The organism is Pseudarthrobacter sp. SL88, from assembly GCF_026672455.1.
Lineage (GTDB): Bacteria > Actinomycetota > Actinomycetes > Actinomycetales > Micrococcaceae > Arthrobacter.
The window spans coordinates 1631714-1649347 of the sequence record NZ_JAPPRD010000001.1 but is presented as its reverse complement, the minus strand read 5'-3'; the positions used below and the strand labels follow the sequence as shown (position 1 = coordinate 1649347).

Here is a 17634-nt window from a genome sequence, read left to right as displayed (position 1 = left end):
CTCACGAGGGTTCCGCCGCTTGGGCGAACTCGCGCTCCCCCTCGTCGGCAGCATCCGCGGGGCCGGCCTGGACGGGAGCCCAACGGCGGCCCAGCTTTTCCGCGGCGCGGACTCCGGCAAGGGCTCCGTCCTCGTGGAATCCCCACCCCAGGTAGGCGCCGGCAAAAGCAATTTTTCCGTCGCCCAGGGCGGAAATCGCCTCCTGCGCCTTCAGCGATTCCGGCGTGTACTGGGGGTGTTCGTACACCATCCGCTCCAGCACGGTGCCGTCTCCGATGAGATCGGACTCGCCGAGGCTGACAAGGTAGGGGCGGCCGTCCTGCGGTTCAAGCCGCTGCAGGCGGGTGAGGTCGTAACTGACCAGGACCCTGTCCGGCCGGGCATCGCAGGATGGCAAACGGTAGTTCCAGGAGGCCCGGGCGTTCTCCGCGGACGGCAGCACGGCCGGGTCGCGGTGGAAGACGGTGTGGTTCACGGAATACGGCATGCCGCCCAGCGCTTCCTTCTCCTCCGGGGTGGCGTCGGCGAGGAACCCGAGGGCCTGGGCCGGATGGGTGGCAATCACGACAGCGTCAAAGTCTTCCAGCGTGTCTCCGGCCGCGAGCTCCACACCCGAGTCGTGGCGCCGGATGGCGGTAACAGGCGTGTTGAGCCGAACGTCCGGCAGCGTCGCGGCCAGCTTTTCCACGTACCGCGCAGATCCACCCGTGACCGTCCGCCACTGCGGCGAGCCCTTGAGGCCGAGCAATCCGTGGTGGCCGAGGAAGGTGAACAGGTAGCGGGCAGGATAGTTCAGTGCGGTGGTCGGATCGCATGACCACACCGCGCTGACCACGGGTGTCATGAAGTGGGAGATGAAGTACTGGCTGAAGTTTTCGCGGGCCAGGAACTCTCCGAGCGTGGGTTCAGGGGCCTGTGCTTCGCCGCTCACGGCCGAGGCCGGGGCAGTCTTCAGCAGGGCGCGGGCCCTGCTGTAGAACCGGGTGACTTCCAGCAGCATCAGCAGGTAGCGTCCGCGCAGCAGGCTGGAGGGGCGGGCAATGATGCCGCGGGCTCCGTCACGGGCCCCCGCGTACTCCAGGCCGCAGCCCTCGCAGCGGATGGACATGCTCATCTCGGAGTCCTGGGTTTCGACGCCGAGCTCGGCAAACAGCCTCAGGAGAGTGGGATAGGTGCGTTCGTTATGGACAATGAACCCCGTATCCACACCCATCAGGGAGCCGTCCGGCTGGGGCATGTCGTGGGTGTGGGCATGCCCGCCCAGGCGGGAATCGGCCTCGAACAACGTAACGTCGTCCTGCCGGTTGAGGACATAGGCGGCGGTCAGGCCTGCCACTCCGCTGCCGATCACGGCAACGCGCCGCCTCTCGCCCCCACTCGCTGCTGGGTTAGGTGACAATCCATGCTCCTCTGCTGAACATCTGCCGCTGGCCGGCTATACAAACGGCAATTCGGCGCCGGTCCTGCAGCGGATGGGCGGATTGCCGCCTCTTTTTGTCCAACCCTACGGGCAAGGCACTCGGAGTACTGTTGGCAGGTGGTCAATCCGGTACACCTGAAGACTCTGATGGAGGTCACCCGCCTGGGCTCGTTCGCGGCCGCGGCGGCAACCCTGGGTTACACGGCGTCGGCGGTGTCCCAGCAGATGTCTGCCCTGGAGCGGGATACGGGCACCATCCTGTTCCAGCGTTCGGCGCGCAGCGTGGTGCCCACGGAGGCCGCAGTCGTCATGACCAGGCACGCGGCCAAGGTGCTCACCGACATCGAGGCCCTGATGGCCGCCGCGTCCAAAACCCAGGATGCCTCCAGCCAGGAACTCCGGCTGGGCATCTTCCCCAGCCTCGCCACTTACGTCCTCCCCCGGATCCTGAAGAATCCGGCCTGGAAGAACCTCGGCATCGACCTCCGCGTTTCGGTGGCCGAACCGGGACAGACCATCCAGGGGCTGCGCGCGGGAGGAGACCTGGACCTCGCCGTGGTCTTCCAGGTGGGGCAGACAGGGGTGGCGTGGCCGGCCACCATTAACAGGCAGTGGATTGGCGACGACGATTTCCGGGTGGTCCTTCCGCGCGACTGGGGATTCCGGCCGGACGCCGGGGTGGCAGCCGAACACCTGTCCGAGATGCCGTGGATCATGCACCATCCGGGCACCAGCGACGCCATGGTGATCGAACGGCTGTTTGCCGGCTGCAACCTCCACCCACGCGTTGTGGCGCACAGCGACGATTTCCACGCCAGCCTGGAAATGGCGGCTGCCGGATTGGGTGCAGCGCTGGTCCCCGAACTGGCGCTGCGGAACAAGCCCGCCGGCGTCGTGGTGCTCGACGTCCCCGAAATCCGGCTTGCGCGCAACGTTTTCGCGCTCCTGATCAATGACCGGAAAACGGCCAGGGTGCAGCTTTTTGTCGACCTGCTGGCCGAGACCCTGGCCGGAATGCGCACCGCGGTGAATTAGGCCTGAACGCTGGAATGCGCTGCGCTTCGGGGCTATGTTGAATCTATGAACAAGGTAGCCAGCCAGCATTTTGGCGAGATTGAGCTCAATCACGGCAGCGACCACCTCTTCGCCGCCAAGCATGAGCTGCGTGGCCACCCGCTCAAGATCGACCTTAATGTCACCGCCCACGACCACTTCGATGAAGCGGCCCTGCGCAAGGTGGACTACCGGCTCCGCTTCCTGCCCGAACTTGTTGATGAAGTGCGCGAGATGATCGCCGAGGAACTCGACCAGGAAGGCACCAGCCCGCAGGAGTACCTGCATTTCCACTGCAACGCCCTCAAGGATGAGCACCTGCAGAAGGTGTTTGGCGTGGAGGAACGCAGCCAGCTCACCAATGATGTCTTCCTCAAGGCCCTGAAGCTGGGCCACCTCGCCATCTACCCCGGGCAGCCCGAGCGCTACTTTGTCCTGGACTTCACGCTGGGCGAGCACTTTACGGACGAGGTGCTGGTTGCCTCCGCCGACGAGGACGGCGTGGTAGACGACGAAATCGTCTGGGAATCCTGAGCTGAAATGCACGACGCCGGCTGGTCACCCAGGTGACCAGCCGGCGTCGTCCCGCTTCTCAAGGTCCGGCGCGCCGGGCGCACCGGACCTTGAACCTCTGCGGGCTCCCTTAGCCCTGTTGCGTTACTTGGCGCCTTCGAGGAGTTCCGCGCGGACGGCCTGCGTTGCCTTGACCAGGTTGCGCAGCGACTCTTCGGTTTCGGCGTAGCCGCGGGTCTTCAGGCCGCAGTCAGGGTTGACCCAGAGCTGGCGGGACGGGACGTGCTTGACGGCGGTGGACAGCAGCTCGGTGACTTCCGCTTCACCCGGAACGCGCGGCGAGTGGATGTCGTAGACGCCCGGTCCAACGCCGCGGCCGAAGCCGTGGGATTCAAGGTCGTGCACTACCTCCATGCGGGAGCGGGCGGCCTCGATGGAGGTGACATCTGCGTCCAGGCCGTCGATCGCGTCGATGATCACACCGAACTCCGAGTAGCAGAGGTGGGTGTGGATCTGGGTTGCGTCGGCTGCACCGGCGGTGGCCAGTCGGAAGGAGTCAACGGACCACTTGAGGTAGTCGGCGTGGTCTGCCTTGCGCAGGGGCAGAAGCTCGCGCAGTGCGGGCTCGTCCACCTGGATGATCCTGATGCCTGCGGCCTCGAGATCGGCGATCTCGTCGCGAAGGGCCAGCCCCACCTGGTTGGCGGTTTCACCCAGCGGCTGGTCGTCCCGGACGAAGGACCAGGCAAGGATGGTGACCGGACCGGTGAGCATACCCTTCATCGGCTTGCTGGTGAGGGACTGTGCGTACTCTGCCCAGGCCACCGTGATGGGGGCGCTGCGGGTGACATCGCCCCACAGGATGGAAGGCCGGGTGCAACGCGAGCCGTAGGACTGGACCCAGCCGTGGACGGTGACGTCGAAGCCTTCGAGGTTCTCTGCGAAGTACTGGACCATGTCGTTGCGCTCGGGCTCGCCGTGCACCAGGACGTCGTAGCCAAGCTCTTCCTGCAGGTCCACGACACGCTTGATCTCGTCCTTCATGAGCTTCTCATACTGCCCATTGGTGAGATCGCCCTTGTTGTTGCGGGCACGGGCCGAACGGATTTCGGACGTCTGCGGGAACGAACCGATGGTGGTGGTGGGCAGCGGCGGCAGGCTCAGGGCCTCTTCCTGGGCGGCTTCACGGACGGAGTACTCCGAACGGGTGAAGTCAGCTGCGGTCAGCCCTTCGGTGCGGGCACGGACGTCCTGGCGGCGGACGCCTTCCGCGGTGGCCCTGGAGGCGATCAGGGCGGAGGCCTCGTCGATGGCTGCCTGGGCAGAAGCGGGGTCCGCCAGGTAGGAGGCGAGAGCCTTGACTTCGACGGCCTTCTGGTCGGAGAAGGCCAGCCAGCTGCGCAACTGGTCGGACAGCTGGGTTTCCTCGGCGACGTCGTGCGGAACGTGCTGGGTGGAGGTGGACGTGGACACTGCGAGGCTGCCGGCGGCGGCCTTCAGCTCATCCAGCTTTGCAGCGGAAGCGGCGAGGTCGTTGCGCCAGATGTTGTGGCCGTCAACGACGCCGGCAACCAGGGTTTTGTTGCCCAGAGCGGCGAGTGCAGCCGCGGAGGGAACCGCACCCTTGAAGACGTCAATGTGCAGGGCGTCGATGTTGGTGGCGGCAAGCGTACCGAGCTGGCCGTCCAGGGAGCCGTAAGGCGTGGAGACCAGGATCTGCGGCCGGTTGGCAGCCGATGAAAGGACGTCGTAGGCCCGGGCCACGGCTGCCTCGATGTCGGCTGCAGGCGTGTCCTGGTCCACCACCAGGGCGGGCTCGTCGAGCTGGACCCAGCCGGCGCCGGCGGCTGCAAGCTTCTCAAGCAGCTGGGCGTAGACCGGCAGGATGTCCTCAAGGCGGGACAGCGGCGCAAACCCGGCGGGAGCGTCGTCGGAGGCCTTGGACAGCAGCAGGTACGTGACCGGACCAACGATGTAGGGGCGGGTCTCGATGCCGTTCGAAAGGGCGAACGCGAATTCTTCAACGATGCGGTTGGATGCCAGGGCGAACTTGGTTTCGGGACCGATTTCCGGGACGAGGTAGTGGTAGTTGGTGTCGAACCACTTGGTCATTTCCAGCGGCTGCTGTTCCTTGTTGCCGCGGGCAAGGGTGAAGTAGCCGTCGATGTCCAGCTGACCCTCAGCGTTCAGGAGGTTGCCGAAACGTGCAGGAACGGCGCCCAGGTGTGCGGTGGCGTCAAGCACCTGGTCGTAGAAGGAGAACGTGCCGGGAACGGCTGCGGCTTCGGTCAGTCCGAGCTCCTGAAGCCGCCTGGCTGTGGTCAGCTGGATGTCCTTGGCGGCTGCGTCCAGTGCTGACGCGTCGATCTTGCCGGCCCAGTACGCTTCGACGGCCTTCTTCAGCTCGCGGCGGCGGCCGATACGCGGGTAGCCGAGGAGGGAAGCGGCGGGGAACGGAATGCGGGCGGTGTTCTGTTCAGTCATGGGAGATTCCTAAGAATGGGATACAGGCCTCTGTGGGCTTGTATCTGCGGGCATGGCAAATAGCGCTCGGCGTGGACGCAGGGCGAATGGTGCTGTGCTGGGTGTATTTGGGGCTGGTGGTGCCGAGGCAGGTGGTGCTGTCAGGAAGCGCTGCGAAGCGGCTCAGCTGGCGAGCTGGCCCCGGTTGGCGATGCTGCGGCTGCCGGAGCGGGTCTGGCGCGGAAGGGCCAGCTTGTCCAGCACCTCCAGCGCGCTCTGGTGCTCGTTGAACGTGTAGAGGTGGATTCCGGGGGCGCCGGCATCCAGTGCGGCGTTGGCCAGGTCCACGGTGGCATCGACGCCGACGTGAAGGCGCTCGATGTCCGTATCGGCCGCGGCCAGCCGCTCCGTGAGTTCCGCCGAAGGTTCCACGCCTGCGAGTTCTCCCAGGCGCTTGACGCGGCGAAGGCTTGTGAACGGCATGACGCCCGGGATGATCGGGATGGTCACTCCGGCACGGCGTGCCCGGGTAAGGAGGTCCGAGTACTGCGAGGAGTGGAAGAACACCTGGGTGATGGCGAAGTCCGCGCCGGAGCGCTGCTTGGCCAGCAAAACCTCGACGTCGTGTTCCTCGCTGGGTGACTCCGGGTGGCGGGTGGGATACGCCGCCACGCCCACCGCAATCTTGCCGGCGCACAGCAGGGCCGATCGGCGCTGCTCCACACGGCGGATCAGGTCGATCAGGTCCTGGGCGTAGCGGAGGGAGCCGTTCACTGGCTGGCTTGCGTCGTTGGGAAGGTCACCGCGGAGGGCGAGGATCCCGCGGACACCGGTATCCAGCAGCTGGCCGATGATGCTGGCGAGCTGCTCCGGCGTGTTCCCCACGCAGGTGAGGTGCGCCAGCGGCCGGAGGGTGGTTTCCAGGAGGAGCCGGTCGATCAGCTCGATGGCAGTGTCCCGGTTGGACCCGCTGGCACCGTAGGTGACGGAGACGTAGTCCGGTTCCGTGGTTTCCAGTTCCCGGATGGTGGTCCACAGCGTTTCGGCAGCGGCCGGCGAACGGGGCGGAAACAGTTCATAGGACAGCGCCACCGGGGCGGCGTCTGAGAGGTTTGGATGTGTGTCAATAAGGCTTGGTGGTGACATTTGCGTCCTTGGCTTTGGGCCATTGGAGCTCCCTGCGGATAGGGCTGCAGGAAGCCGGCAATGAATTTGAGTTTGGGGAACACGGAAGAACTCCACAGGGACGCAGCCGCGACTGTTACGCCTGTCTTGAAGTTGTCCGTGAGCAAATGTCAGGCCCACATGGGGGCACCCACACCCTCCAAACGGAGGATCGCTGACACGTTACCGGGGTAACTTGTCTATGACTCTATGAGCGGGCCGGCATGTCATTCAAGTCGGCTCCGAATTAAGACGCAGTTTTACGCCCGGTTTCGATGCGCTGGTGAAGATTATTCGCTCCGGCTACCCACTGGGTCCGACAGCAGGGCTACCAGGGCCTGTCCGGGCCCTGGTTGTACCCGGTGTCGTTGAGGTAGTCCTCCCGTTCCCGTCCCGTGTTGCGTTCGCGCTGGGACTGCCGTGCGCTCTCCTCGAGCTGTTCCAGCTGGCTTTGCTGCGGAGAGTCCGCCTCTTCTTCAGCGGGGCCCGCATCTTCAGCGGGCTGCTGTGCAGCGTCACCGTCCTTGCCGGCAGCCTCCAGCTTCCCGGCCAGGCGTCCGTTGGCCTCGTCCAGCCGCTCCCCCACGGAACCATCACGTGTGTCCGAGGGGCCGGTAAAGCAGCCTTCGGGGGCCGCCTCGACAACTGCCAGCGCGTCGGAGAACAACGCCGCGGCCGACGCCGGATCCTTCCCGCGCAGCTTGTCATCGCCCAGGCGTTCGGTCGCCAGCACGAGGTTCACCCTGATGACACAGGCATCGGCAGACCCGGCGGCGGCTCCGGGAACCAGGTCCAGGGCTTCGGCAAAACGTTGCCGGGCGGCGTCGAAGTTCCCGCCGAGGACTTCGGCGTCCCCGGCGGCAAACGGGGCCTTGTGTGGCTCAGGAACATTGAGGGGCTGCAGCCATCCGGCGGCGCCGGCGGCAGCACGGGCGTCCCTGGCGTCGAATGCCGTGGCTGCCTGGCTGCCAAGGACGCCCAGGCTCAGGAGCTTGGCCGCGATGCCGAGTACCAGGATGACCGGCGCGGCCGAGCCCACCAGCAGCAGGCGCCGCTTTCGCAGCCGCTCAGTTCTCTGCTCAGGTCCCTGGCGTTGGTCCGTCCCGTTGTCCCGGCTCCCGTGTGTCGCTTCCGTGCTGTGGCGCAGAGGCCCGTTGGGCGGCAATGGTTTGGTGGCGCTCATGGGACGCGTTCCCCCCGTTCGGCTGCCCTGGCCGGGGCGGAGGACGCTGCACGGGGCAGTTCCCGGTACCGGCGGATGATCATCACAGCATCCGGGAGGGCAAGCGCGAAGGCTCCCGCCGCGAACAGCCAGTACAGCTCCGTCCGGCCTTCCAGGGAATCGCCGCTGCGCTCGGGGCTGCCCGGGCGGGCCTCCTGCATCATGGGACCAACGGGGTCTCCGGCTTGCCGGTGCACGTACGGTAGGCCCAGTTGCCCGGCAACATCCTGCAGCCCCGGCTCATCGATGCGGGAGAGGGCGTCCGCCCCGCCACCGTCACGCACGTAGGGCCCGTCCGCGCTTTCACCCGGATCACCGGAGTTTTCCTTCATGCGGGCGCCCGCGGCCGTGCCGTATCCCAGTACCGCTCCCCCCGCCACCAGGCTGCCATCCAGGTTTAAGCGTTCCGGCTCCTTGCCGCTGGTCTGCTCGCCGTCGCCCAGGTAGTACACCAGCCGAGGGCGCTCCGGGTGGCTCTGACGCGCGGCGTCGAGACGCTCGGAAAGGACCTGGCGGGCAGCCGTGATGCTGCTGCCCTTGGCGAAGGCGGTTACCTGCGGCTCCAGGACGGTGACCATGGTCTGCAGTGCCAGGGTGTCGGTGGTCAGCGGCATCCGGACGAAGGCTTTCGTGTCGAAGGTAATCAGCGAGAACCGTGCTCCGGGCAGTTCCTTGGCGATGGCCATGATGTCCTGCCGGACACCATCCATCCGAGGGGCTGAGGTCCCGTAGTCTTCAGCCACCATGCTGGTGGTGGTGTCCACCACGAAGAACACGTTCAGGTCCGTCGTGGCTGCCTGCGAGGTGCCGCCCGGCAGCGCGGGGCGGCACAGTGCCGCCACCAGGAACACTGCCAGCACGCAGCGGCGCAGCCAGGCGCGATGCCCCGTCAGCCGGGTCCGGGTCATAGCCGCAACCTCCACAGCGCGGCGCCGAGCGTTATCCCGGACAGGACGGCCACTCCCAGCGGAAGGACCGGCTGGTCCGAGACCACCGCCCTCGGGGCGCCTTTGAGGGCCGTGGCCTCCGTTTGCTGCACAGCGGCAACGATTCCCGGCACCGCCCCGGGATTGTCCAGTGCGTAGTAAGAGCCGCCCGTGGATTCCGCAGCCGTGCGAAGCTGCGCACCCGGCTGCCCGGCGTCTGAACCGTAGTCGAGGTCCCCCGGGTTCAGTGCGTACACACGAACTGTCCTGTCCTTGGCCAGCGCGGCCGCCTGCGGAAGCGTCAGGATCGGATTGCCGGATACATAGTTGTCAGTGGCAAGCACCACCGACCGGGAGCGCTTCGCTGCGGAGCCGTCCGGGCCTGCGTCACTGCCCTGGGTACGGGGGAACCCGCTGAGGCAGGAGGCCAGCCCGTCGCCGATGAGCGAGGAGCCGCGTCCGCCCCAGGTGCCGTCCAGGAAACCGGAGCTTCCCGGCTTGCCGTCGAAGGCGTCGCGTGCCAGCAGCAGCTGGTCACGGGCATAGTCGTAGTCGTCCGTCAGCGGGAAGACCTGGCTTCCGGTGCTGTCGAAGATGGTCAGGCCGATCCGTTCACCGTCGAATTCCCGGGCCAGTTCGGCGAAGACTTCCACCACGGCAGCGTCGGCGCTGCTCATCGAGCCCGAAACGTCCAGGCACAGCATGATGTCCCGGTTTCGCTGCTCCGGCACCGTGGTGGTGGGCTGGACGGGGCGCGCCGCTGCAACAGCGGCCGACGCCAGCAACGCGGCGCAGGCGAGCCCTGCCACGGCAAGCCACCGGCGGTGGCGGCGCAGGGCGTCCTGGTATTCGGGCAGCATGGTGAGGCGGTCGCTGTGGGCGGCAGGCCGGCGTCGGACGTCTGCCTGCCGGTGGCGCAGGGCGATCCAGGCTGCTGCCGCAGCCGCCAATGCCGCTGCGGGGAGCAGCCACCAGAACATCAGCTCCATGCCCGCACCGTCTCCCGGGCAGTGGCCGCGGTGGCCGATACGGGCGGCAGCGGCTCCGGACCGAATTCTCCCGGGTAGAGGGCGCCGACGGCGGCGGCGGCCGCGGGCAGGGGATGCCGTTCCAGGTCTGCCTGCGTCATCCGCGGGGCGTCAACTCCTGAGGCGTCCCGGACGAAGCGGCGCAGCAGGTGGCTGATGTTTTGATGGGCCGCGCGGGCATCCGTGGTTCCGGCGGCGGCGTCCTGCTCGGCGTCGTTAATGCGCTGAATATAGGCGGCCTTGAGGGCGGCGAGGTCGGTCAGCTGGGCGGGGCGCCGGTTTTCCGGGGCGGCCCGTGGCGGGCGGGTGGAGGCGAAAGCGAAGACGTACCAGGCTGCCACGAGCGCTATCAGGGCCAAGCCGGCCCACATCCATGCCGGGCTGTACTGTAGGGGGCCGAAAAAGGCGGGCTCATCCTGCACGGCGGTGCCTTTCCAGGAGCGCGAAGAGCGCGCTGACCACGTCCTGGCTGCCGTCCACGGTCCCCTCCGTAATGCCGGCCCGCCGCAGCATGGCGTTGCGGGTTGCATCCCGTTCGGCCGTGGCATCGGCGTAGGCGGCGGCAATGTCCGCGGTGGCGGCAAGGTGGATCGGGAGGACAGCGGAGTCGCGGACGCTGAAGTACCCGGCACCGTCGCCGGGCCCGGTTCCGGAGGGCACCAGATCCGCGTCCCGGATAGTGAGCCAGAGGATTTCGTGCTGGGCCCGGAGCCTGCGGAGGAGCTGTTCCAGGGCGGGGGACGCCGGGATTTCGTCCGCGACGACGAAGAGGAGGTTGCGTCCTTTGACGGTCCGCGCCACGTGGTCCAGCTGGTCCTCGATCCTGCTGGGGGCAGCGTTCAGGCCCGCGCGGGAATCGACGTGCCGGAGGAGCCGTTCCAGGTGGGCTTCGCCGGCCTTCGCGGGGATGGTGCCGGTGGCGGCAGAGTCGCCGCTGACCAGCCCCACCACGTCGCCGTGCCGGTACGCCAGGTATCCGGCCACGCCAAGGGCCATGACGGCGATGTCCTTCTTAGCCTCGCCTGACCGCGAGACAGCTGCCATGTTCCGCCCGGTGTCCATAACCAGGATGACCGTTTGCCTCCGGACCGCGACGTAGCGGCGGATCAGCGGCGATCCGTGCCGGGCCGAGGCTTTCCAGTCGATATCGCGGACTTCGTCGCCGGGGACGTAGGCGCGCAGGTCATCAAAGTCGAGGCTGCGTCCGCGGAAGACTGAACCGTACTCGCCGTCGAGCATTCCCCGGGCTTTGCGGTGGGCGAAGATGGCCATCTTCGATTTCACCCGGTGCAGGAGGCTGGTCATCCCGGCGGCCTCAGGGGGTTTGGACGGCGGCGACCACGGCGTCGATCACCGTTTCGACCGGCACCTGCTCCGCGACGGCGTCAAAGTTGAGGATGATCCGGTGGCGCAGCACCCGGTGCGCCAAAACCTTGACGTCCTCCGGAATAACATGGTCGCGGCCGTGCAGGAGGGCCACGGCCCGGGCGGCCTGGCTGAAGGCGATACTGGCACGGGGGCTGGCGCCGAACTCGATGAAGTCCGCCAGCCGCCGCTCAATGTACTGTCCAGCGTTGCGGGTGACGAACACCAGACCCACGATGTAGTTGACGATCGATGGGTCGAGGTAGATGCGCCGGACCAGGTCCTGCGCATGCCTGACCGCGTCCAGCGATACGGCGGCGGCCGGCACCTGCTCCGGGCTGAAAACCCCGGCGTCAATGCGCCTGATGATTTCGGCCTCTTCCGCCGGCGATGGATAGTCCAGCACGTCCTTGAGCATGAAGCGGTCCATTTGGGCTTCGGGCAGCTGGTAGGTGCCCTCCTGCTCAATGGGGTTTTGTGTGGCGAGCACCAGGAACGGGGACGGCAGTTTGTAGTCCTGCCCGCCGATGGACGTCTGCCGCTCCTGCATGGCTTCGAGCATGGCGCTCTGGGTTTTTGCGCTGGAGCGGTTGATCTCGTCCAGCAGCACGATATTGGCGTGGACCGGGCCAAGCTGCGTGACGAAGGTGCCCTTGGCGGCGTCGTAGATCTGCGTTCCCACGATGTCGCTGGGCAGGAGGTCCGGGGTGCACTGAATGCGGCGGAATCCGGCGCTGACCGCCTCCGCCACAGTTTGGGCTGCCGTGGTTTTGGCCAGCCCGGGGACGCTTTCGAGCAGGACGTGGCCGCCGGTCAGCAGGCCCACCAGCAGGGATTCGCGGAGCCTGGCCTGGCCCACCACCTTGGCCTCGAAGCTGCGTGAAATGCCGGCCACCACCTGCTGCGCCCGGGCCAGTTCGGCCGGTTCGATTCTCGCGGACGCGCTGGTTTGAAGCACTGGATTCCCCCTGGTGGCTGATCGTGGCGCGGCGGGCCTGCCGGCCGCGCTCCGCCAGCAATCCTATCCACATCCGGTGCGCCGCGTCCCGGAAGGCCGGCCCCGATGGGGACCTCTCCCCATCGGGGGCACGCGGGTCTATCCTTTTGCCATGAGCGAGCTTCCAGCCAGTTACAAGGAATTTCTTTCCGACAAAAGCGAGCTGTTTATCAGCGCGGTAAAGCCTGTCCTGCAGCAGTCGGCAGCGGACAAGCTCCACGGCGTCCGGGTCACCTACAACCCCGGATCCACCGGCCACCAGGCGCATGTGGATGACACGCTGCCGTTTGGTGTGGTTTTCGAAGACATCGACTGAACCGGCGGGACACGGCGCCCCTAGCTCTCCAGCAGGAGCCGCTGCGCCCGGGGCGCCAGGGTGTGTTCGAGGACGAGAGACGCTGCCCCGATGGCACCCACGTCCTCGCCCACGCCTGTACCCACCACCTCGATGGGGTGGATGAGCCGGGCTGCACTGTGTGCTTCAAGCAGCGCCGGTACCTTGGCCAGGAACCGGTCCGCCATGCCGCTCCAGAAGGGGCCGCCGAACACCACCCGTTCCACGTCCAGGGTGTTGGTCACCACGGAAATGGCGCGGGCAACCAGCGTGGCGGATTTGTCGATGATGGCCGTGGCGCGTTCGTCGCCGGCGTCGGCAAGTTCGCACAGCCTCGCGAAGCTCTGCTGGACCTCCGCGCCGCTGTTGCCGGGCCGGGAGCCGTTCAGGATGCCCGCGGCCTCCGCTTCAGCCACCAGGACCTGCGGGATGCAGGACGATTTCACACAGCCGCGCAGCCCGCAATCGCACGGGGGTCCATCCGGGTCCACCATGATGTGGCCGATTTCTCCGGCATTGCCGGATGTGCCGCGGATGACTTCGTCGTTGAGGACAATGCCGCAGCCGATGCCGGTGCCCATGTACATGAACACGAAGCTGCCGGCGCCGCTTGGGCCGCCGGCCCAGGTTTCCGCCACGGCGGCGCTGGTGACATCCTTGTCCACCAAAACGGAGTATCCGGTGGCCTCGGACAGGGCGTTGCGCAACTCCACGCGGTCCCACCCCGGAAGCAGCGGCGGGTCCACCACCGTTCCATTGTCCAGGTCGATGGGGCCGGGCGCAGCCACGCCGAGTCCGGCGATCCGGTCCCGGTCGACGCCGGATTCCTCGACTACCCGGGCGACCTGGGCTGCGATGGTGGCAATGACGGCTGACGGATCGTTGCCGCCTGGAGTGTCGATGCGCGCGTGCTGGACGACTGATCCCACCAGGTCCATGACGACGAAGGTGGTCACGGCGGGGTCGAGGTGGACGCCGACGGCGTACATGCCCTTGGGGTTGAGGCGGAGGATGGTCCGGGGTTTACCCGGGCCGCTGCCTTCCTTCCCTGCTTCGACAATCAGGTTCTGGTCCAGCAGGCGGCGGGAGATGTTGGAGATGGTCTGCGGGGACAATCCCACGATCTGGGCCAGTTCAACCCGGCTGAGCCCGCCCGAGGTCCGGCGGATGGCGTCAAGGATGACTGTGAGGTTGAAATCCCCCATCCGTGGCAGGTTGGTTCCGCGCCTCGGTGAGGATTGGCGGATTTCAGACACGGTTACCCCTAAACGTCTTGGGCCACGTAGTTGTGGTGCTGCTTGAATCGTACGTTACGCGTGGGTACAGACACATAGCCGGGTTGGCTGCCCGGCGTGGCGGCGGTCCGTGGCTATCCGGCGGACCTTCGGACACTGCGCGTGACAGTGAATTTGGGGTTGTTTCCCTCCACGGTGGTGGGCCCTACCTCCCGTTCCAGTGCAGCGAGGTAGGGCAGGTGCCTGTTGTAGACGGTCCAGAGTTCACCGCCGGGAGCAAGGACCCTGCCGGCCGCTTCAATCAGCTTCAGGCCCGCTCCCGCGTGGACCCCTGCGCCTACGTGGAACGGCGGATTCAGCAGGACCAGGTCGGCGCTGGCGTCGGCCATGGTGCCCAGGGCATCATCCTGCAGCGCGCTGATCCGCCCGTCGAGCCCGTTTGCCCGGGCGGTGGCAAGTGCTGAGGCAACAGCCGCGGCCGATTGGTCCGTGGCGGTCACCTGTGCCTCCGGGTATTTCCTGGCGTACATGGCGGCGAGGATTCCCGTCCCGCAGCCGAGATCCACCGCGTGCCGGGCCGGTTTCATGGCCGGAAGGAAGGTCAGCAGGAACCGGGTGCCGATGTCCAGTTTGGGACCGGCGAACACGGCTCCGTGGGCTGCGACGTCCAGGCCGAGTTCCCCGAGGTGCACGACGACGGGAAAGGGCGCGGGCGGCTGGCCCGCCTTCGCGTGGGAAGCCACGATGACGCGGGACTTTTGCCGGGCGAGCTGGGGCTGGACCGAGTCGAAGTGCCGTTCGAGGACGCCGTTCATGCCGAGCGACATGTGTTTCACCCGTCCGCCGGCGAGCAACAGGACGCCGGGCGCCGCATGGCGGGCAACCGCGGCAGCCACTTCATCCAGCTCGGCCAGGGTTTTCGGCAACTGCAGCAGCACCGCCTCCGCCCCGGACAGGAGTTCGGCGCCGAGCGGCAACTGGCGGAACTCCGGCACCCGGACGCTGCCGGCGTCGTCCGTCTCCTGCGCCGCCTGCCATGCGAGGGCATTTTGCTGCAGCGCGCGTTCTCCCGTGACCAGGTCCTGGTGCACGCGCAGCGTGCCCGGCGCCAGCAGATCCAGGGCGCCCAGCGTGAGGGCGCCGTAGCGGTCGCCGATGACGGCGACTGCGCTGCCGGGGCGCACCGAAGCTGCGGCAGTTCCCAGGAGCAGCCTGTCCGTGGCATCCCATGCCTGCAGGTTGGGCGCCTCCACGTCAGGGCGCCGCCGAAGGATCCCGAAGATCCGGTCAATACTGTCTGTTACCACGTGTTCCCTGCCGTTGTTCGTTCGCTGCGGGGTGTCCTCCACCCGCGACTTGGTCGGGGTCCATTCCCCGGGTTCAGCCCCAAGGTACCGGCTCCGCGGCCGGCGCCAGTCCGGGGAGCTTGAGGATGTCCGCCACTGCCGCCCGGCCGGCCCGGTTGGCGCCGATGGTCGACGACGACGGGCCGTAGCCCACCAGGTGGACGCGCGGCTCGGCTGCCACCCGGGTGCCGTCCATGGCGATTCCGCCGCCCGGACCGCGAAGGTGCAGCGGAGCCAGATGCTTCAGCTCTGCCCGGAACCCGGTGGCCCACAGGATGACGTCCGCCGCAAGGAATCCGCCGTCGGCCAGCCGGACGCCGCCGGGCTCGATGGCGGTGAACATGGGTTGCCTGTCGAGGGCGCCGCGGGCCGCGGCGGCCCGGAGCGCCGGAGTCCGGATCAGCCCGGTTACCGAGACTACGCTCTGCGGCGGCAGGCCCTTCCGGACCCGCTCCTCGACGAGTGCGACGGCGTCGTGCCCGGCGCGGGCGTCAAATTCGTCGTCGCGCCAGTCAGGCTCGCGGCGGGTGAACCAGCTGGTGGACGTGACCTGGGAGATTTCGTCCAGGAGGCCGACAGCCGAGATGCCGCCGCCCACGACGATGACATGCTTTCCAACGAATTCGGTGGCGGAGACGTAATCCGCGACGTGCAACTGCCTGCCTCGAAAGCTGTTCCGCCCCGGGTAGATGGGCCAGAACGGCCTGGTCCAGGTGCCCGTGGCATTGATGAGTGCGTATGCTGTCCAGTCTCCGCGGGACGTGCCCACGCGAAGCCGGCCTGCCGGGTCCTTGTCCTCGCGGCTGACCGAAGTCACCTTGACCGGCCTCCGGACCGTCAGCCCCAGTTCCTGTTCGTAGTCGCCGAAGTAGCGGGTGAGGAACTCGGAACTGGGTTCGCGGGGATCCACAGCGGGCTTGGCGATGCCCGGTAAATCGCTGATTCCGTTGACGGTGCCCATACGGAGGCTCTTCCAGCGGTGGCGCCATGCGCCGCCGGGCCCGGCCTCGGCGTCGAACATCTCGTATGCAAGCCCCCGGCGCTGCAGGTGGAAGGCGGCGGATAGTCCGGCCTGCCCCGCACCGATCACCACGACATCGGTTTGGGCAGCAATCACTCCCCCATGATAGCCGGGCGGGACGTCCGGGCCTTAGGGTTGGCCCATGGAGGCCCGGCCAGCGATACCGGAGGACGATGATGGCAGGAACAACACGCAGCACGGCGGACGGCGGCAGGGGCAGCGCGGCCAGGCTGGCCAAGGCTTTGGCCATTGTTCTTGGCACGGCTGACGTGCCCTTGCGTCTGAAAGCCTGGGACGGTTCCGAAGCTGGCCCCCGGGACGCTCCCGTGCTGGAATTCCGGTCGCGTCGGGCGCTGCGGCGGATCCTGTGGTCACCGGGCCAGCTGGGACTCAGCCGGGCTTATGTGGCCGGGGAGCTCGACGCACCGGGCGACATTTTCGCCGCTTTCACGGCCCTGAGTTCGGCGGGCAAGTTTGCCGAGCCGGGACCGTTCCGCCGGCCGACCGTTGCTGAACTGTGGACGCTCGCGGCCACGGCCGTTCGGCTCGGCGCTGTGGGGCCCAACCCGGCGCCTCCGCCCGAAGAGGCCCGCGTCGCCCGCAAAGGCCGGGTGCACTCCCGCCACCGTGACGCCGCAGCCATCTCCCACCATTACGACGTCGGCAACGACTTTTACGCCCTGGTCCTGGGCAGCTCGATGGTCTACTCCTGCGCCGTCTGGCCGGATGAATCTGGTGGAACCGGAAAGGGCAGCACCGGCGGCAACCGGGCCGGCGTGGACGGGCTCGACACCGCACAGGAAGCCAAGTTGGATTTGGTGTGCCGAAAGCTTGGGCTGCAGCCCGGGATGCGCGTGCTGGATGTGGGCTGCGGCTGGGGCAGTTTTGCCCTGCACGCAGCTGGAAGGTACGGCGTCACCGTGCTGGGAGTGACGTTGTCTTCGGAGCAGGCAAACCTGGCCCGCAAGCGGGCGGCCGAGGCGGGGCTGACCGATAAGGTGGAGATCCGGGTCCAGGATTACCGGGACGTGGCGGACGGGCCGTTTGACGCGATCAGCTCCATCGGGATGTCCGAGCATGTGGGGCGCGAGCAAACGCCCGGCTACGCCGCCTCCCTGTATTCACTGCTCCGCCCCGGCGGCAGGCTCCTGAACCATGCGATTTCCTGGAATGCCGGACCCACCGACCCGGATCCCGATTCGTTCATTCCCCGGTACGTGTTTCCTGATGGGGAGATGATCAGCCTGGGTGAAATGGTGGTGGCGCTTGAGGGAGCGGGGTTTGAGGTACTCGATGTTGAAGCATTGCGGCAGCACTACGCCCTGACGCTGCGTGCGTGGGTGCGTCGGCTGGAAGAAAACTGGGACCGGGCCGTTGCCCTGACCAGCGTTGGCCGCGCCCGGATCTGGCGGCTGTACATGGCCTCGAGTGCCATTGGCTTTGAGAATGGCCTGACCGGGGTGAATCAGGTCCTGGTGCAACGCCCCGGCGGCGCCGAGCCTCCGCTTCGCCGCACGGCGTGGATGTGATCCCACCGCCGGAAACGG

General features: G+C 67.3%; 16 protein-coding genes. 4 read left to right on the top strand and 12 right to left on the bottom strand.

Annotated features, from left to right (window positions below; genetic code table 11):
• Position 1: 1 nt before the first annotated feature.
• A complete protein-coding gene (locus tag OVA06_RS07600) occupies positions 2-1351 on the bottom strand; it encodes an NAD(P)/FAD-dependent oxidoreductase (RefSeq protein ID WP_268157389.1) in 1350 nt (449 codons plus the stop codon).
• Positions 1352-1537: 186 nt separating this feature from the next.
• Here OVA06_RS07600 and OVA06_RS07595 point away from each other — a divergent pair, with 186 nt between their 5' ends.
• Together OVA06_RS07595 and OVA06_RS07590 are read left to right on the top strand one after the other, a co-directional pair.
• A complete protein-coding gene (locus tag OVA06_RS07595) occupies positions 1538-2455 on the top strand; it encodes a LysR family transcriptional regulator (protein ID WP_056079666.1) in 918 nt (305 codons plus the stop codon).
• A 45-nt stretch (positions 2456-2500) separates the two neighbouring features.
• The gene (locus OVA06_RS07590) at positions 2501-3007 is read left to right on the top strand and encodes a DUF2004 domain-containing protein (RefSeq protein ID WP_056079669.1); all 507 of its coding nucleotides are present in this window, start codon (positions 2501-2503) and stop codon (positions 3005-3007) included.
• Between the two features lie 123 nt (positions 3008-3130).
• Here the strand turns inward: OVA06_RS07590 and metE are convergent, their stop codons facing one another.
• From metE to OVA06_RS07550, 8 genes are all read right to left on the bottom strand, one after another.
• Positions 3131-5470, bottom strand: coding sequence for a 5-methyltetrahydropteroyltriglutamate--homocysteine S-methyltransferase (gene metE / locus OVA06_RS07585; protein WP_268157386.1), 2340 nt, complete (start codon positions 5468-5470; stop codon positions 3131-3133).
• A 162-nt stretch (positions 5471-5632) separates the two neighbouring features.
• On the bottom strand, positions 5633-6595 hold the full coding sequence (locus OVA06_RS07580) for a methylenetetrahydrofolate reductase (protein ID WP_268157384.1): 963 nt from the start codon (positions 6593-6595) through the stop codon (positions 5633-5635).
• A 346-nt stretch (positions 6596-6941) separates the two neighbouring features.
• The gene (locus OVA06_RS07575; RefSeq protein WP_268157382.1) at positions 6942-7796 is read right to left on the bottom strand and encodes a hypothetical protein; all 855 of its coding nucleotides are present in this window, start codon (positions 7794-7796) and stop codon (positions 6942-6944) included.
• Complete coding sequence (locus OVA06_RS07570) at positions 7793-8743, bottom strand: vWA domain-containing protein (protein WP_268157380.1); 951 nt, start codon at positions 8741-8743, stop codon at positions 7793-7795. Before OVA06_RS07570 ends, OVA06_RS07575 begins: the two co-directional genes overlap by 4 nt.
• Entirely contained in the window at positions 8740-9750 is a 1011-nt protein-coding gene (locus OVA06_RS07565; protein WP_268157378.1) for a vWA domain-containing protein, read from the bottom strand. Before OVA06_RS07565 ends, OVA06_RS07570 begins: the two co-directional genes overlap by 4 nt.
• The gene (locus OVA06_RS07560) at positions 9741-10211 is read right to left on the bottom strand and encodes a hypothetical protein (protein ID WP_268157376.1); all 471 of its coding nucleotides are present in this window, start codon (positions 10209-10211) and stop codon (positions 9741-9743) included. The genes OVA06_RS07565 and OVA06_RS07560 overlap by 10 nt, the downstream gene beginning before the upstream one ends.
• The gene (locus OVA06_RS07555) at positions 10201-11094 is read right to left on the bottom strand and encodes a DUF58 domain-containing protein (protein WP_268157374.1); all 894 of its coding nucleotides are present in this window, start codon (positions 11092-11094) and stop codon (positions 10201-10203) included. Before OVA06_RS07555 ends, OVA06_RS07560 begins: the two co-directional genes overlap by 11 nt.
• Positions 11095-11104: 10 nt before the next feature.
• Positions 11105-12112 carry an AAA family ATPase gene (locus OVA06_RS07550; RefSeq protein ID WP_268157372.1) on the bottom strand — a complete coding sequence of 336 codons (1008 nt, stop codon included), beginning with the start codon at positions 12110-12112 and terminating at the stop codon, positions 11105-11107.
• A 151-nt stretch (positions 12113-12263) separates the two neighbouring features.
• Between OVA06_RS07550 and OVA06_RS07545 the strand changes: the two genes are divergently transcribed.
• Positions 12264-12467: a hypothetical protein gene (locus OVA06_RS07545; protein WP_261619117.1), complete on the top strand. Its 204-nt coding sequence runs from the start codon at positions 12264-12266 to the stop codon at positions 12465-12467.
• 20 nt (positions 12468-12487) lie between these two features.
• Here OVA06_RS07545 and OVA06_RS07540 read toward each other — a convergent pair whose 3' ends face one another.
• The 3 genes from OVA06_RS07540 to OVA06_RS07530 all read right to left on the bottom strand — a co-directional run bounded on the left by OVA06_RS07540 (position 12488) and on the right by OVA06_RS07530 (position 16183).
• Positions 12488-13690, bottom strand: a complete 1203-nt coding sequence (locus OVA06_RS07540; RefSeq protein ID WP_268160680.1) for an ROK family transcriptional regulator — start codon at positions 13688-13690, stop codon at positions 12488-12490.
• Positions 13691-13854: 164 nt separating this feature from the next.
• Entirely contained in the window at positions 13855-15027 is a 1173-nt protein-coding gene (locus tag OVA06_RS07535) for a class I SAM-dependent methyltransferase (RefSeq protein ID WP_268157369.1), read from the bottom strand.
• Positions 15028-15100: 73 nt separating this feature from the next.
• Positions 15101-16183, bottom strand: coding sequence for an FAD-dependent oxidoreductase (locus OVA06_RS07530; RefSeq protein WP_268157366.1), 1083 nt, complete (start codon positions 16181-16183; stop codon positions 15101-15103).
• A gap of 80 nt (positions 16184-16263) precedes the next feature.
• Between OVA06_RS07530 and OVA06_RS07525 the strand changes: the two genes are divergently transcribed.
• Positions 16264-17616: a class I SAM-dependent methyltransferase gene (locus OVA06_RS07525; protein ID WP_268157364.1), complete on the top strand. Its 1353-nt coding sequence runs from the start codon at positions 16264-16266 to the stop codon at positions 17614-17616.
• The last annotated feature ends 18 nt before the right edge of the window (positions 17617-17634 follow it).

Coding starts and splice junctions, on each gene's coding strand:
- OVA06_RS07590 (WP_056079669.1), top strand. CDS start 2,501: ATGAACAAGGTAGCCAGCCAGCATTTTGGCGAGATTGAGCTCAATCAC.
- metE (WP_268157386.1), bottom strand. CDS start 5,470: ATGACTGAACAGAACACCGCCCGCATTCCGTTCCCCGCCGCTTCCCTC.
- OVA06_RS07580 (WP_268157384.1), bottom strand. CDS start 6,595: ATGTCACCACCAAGCCTTATTGACACACATCCAAACCTCTCAGACGCC.
- OVA06_RS07575 (WP_268157382.1), bottom strand. CDS start 7,796: ATGAGCGCCACCAAACCATTGCCGCCCAACGGGCCTCTGCGCCACAGC.
- OVA06_RS07570 (WP_268157380.1), bottom strand. CDS start 8,743: ATGACCCGGACCCGGCTGACGGGGCATCGCGCCTGGCTGCGCCGCTGC.
- OVA06_RS07565 (WP_268157378.1), bottom strand. CDS start 9,750: ATGGAGCTGATGTTCTGGTGGCTGCTCCCCGCAGCGGCATTGGCGGCT.
- OVA06_RS07555 (WP_268157374.1), bottom strand. CDS start 11,094: ATGACCAGCCTCCTGCACCGGGTGAAATCGAAGATGGCCATCTTCGCC.
- OVA06_RS07545 (WP_261619117.1), top strand. CDS start 12,264: ATGAGCGAGCTTCCAGCCAGTTACAAGGAATTTCTTTCCGACAAAAGC.
- OVA06_RS07540 (WP_268160680.1), bottom strand. CDS start 13,690: ATGGGGGATTTCAACCTCACAGTCATCCTTGACGCCATCCGCCGGACC.
- OVA06_RS07525 (WP_268157364.1), top strand. CDS start 16,264: ATGGCAGGAACAACACGCAGCACGGCGGACGGCGGCAGGGGCAGCGCG.